This is a genomic window from Halorhodospira sp. 9621 (genome assembly GCF_022228055.1).
Classification (GTDB): Bacteria; Pseudomonadota; Gammaproteobacteria; order Nitrococcales; family Halorhodospiraceae; genus Halorhodospira; species Halorhodospira halophila_A.
This window is the reverse complement of the sequence record NZ_JAJNRD010000124.1, coordinates 1-370: the sequence shown is the minus strand read 5'-3', so window position 1 is coordinate 370 and position 370 is coordinate 1. Positions and strand designations below refer to the sequence as shown.

The window sequence follows — 370 nt, the reverse complement described above, 5'->3', positions numbered from 1 at the left end:
TTCTGGTGGTCGATGATGAGCCCACGAACATCCAGGCGCTTGGCAACGCCCTGAAGGACGACTACCGGGTTCAGGTGGCCAACTCCGGCGACGGGGCGTTGGCCATGCTACAAGCGCCGAATCGACCGAAACCGGATCTGATCCTCCTCGACATCCAGATGCCGGGCCTTGATGGCTACGAGGTTTGCCGGCGCCTCAAGGCGGATCCGCAGACGCGTGGTATCGATGTCATCTTTGTCTCGGCACGTGATGCGGCCAGTGATGAGGAATACGGCCTGAGTCTCGGCGCGGTGGACTACATCACCAAGCCGTTTTCACCGGCGATTGTCCGCGCACGAGTGGACACCCACATGCGCCTTCGACACAAGAC

The 370-nt window shown here is 61.1% G+C and carries 1 protein-coding gene; it reads left to right on the top strand.

The features are described 5' to 3' along the window. Window positions 1-2: 2 nt before the first annotated feature. Window positions 3-370 (top strand): response regulator (locus LRF89_RS13400; RefSeq protein ID WP_238637396.1); only part of this gene is annotated, 368 nt, incomplete at its 3' end.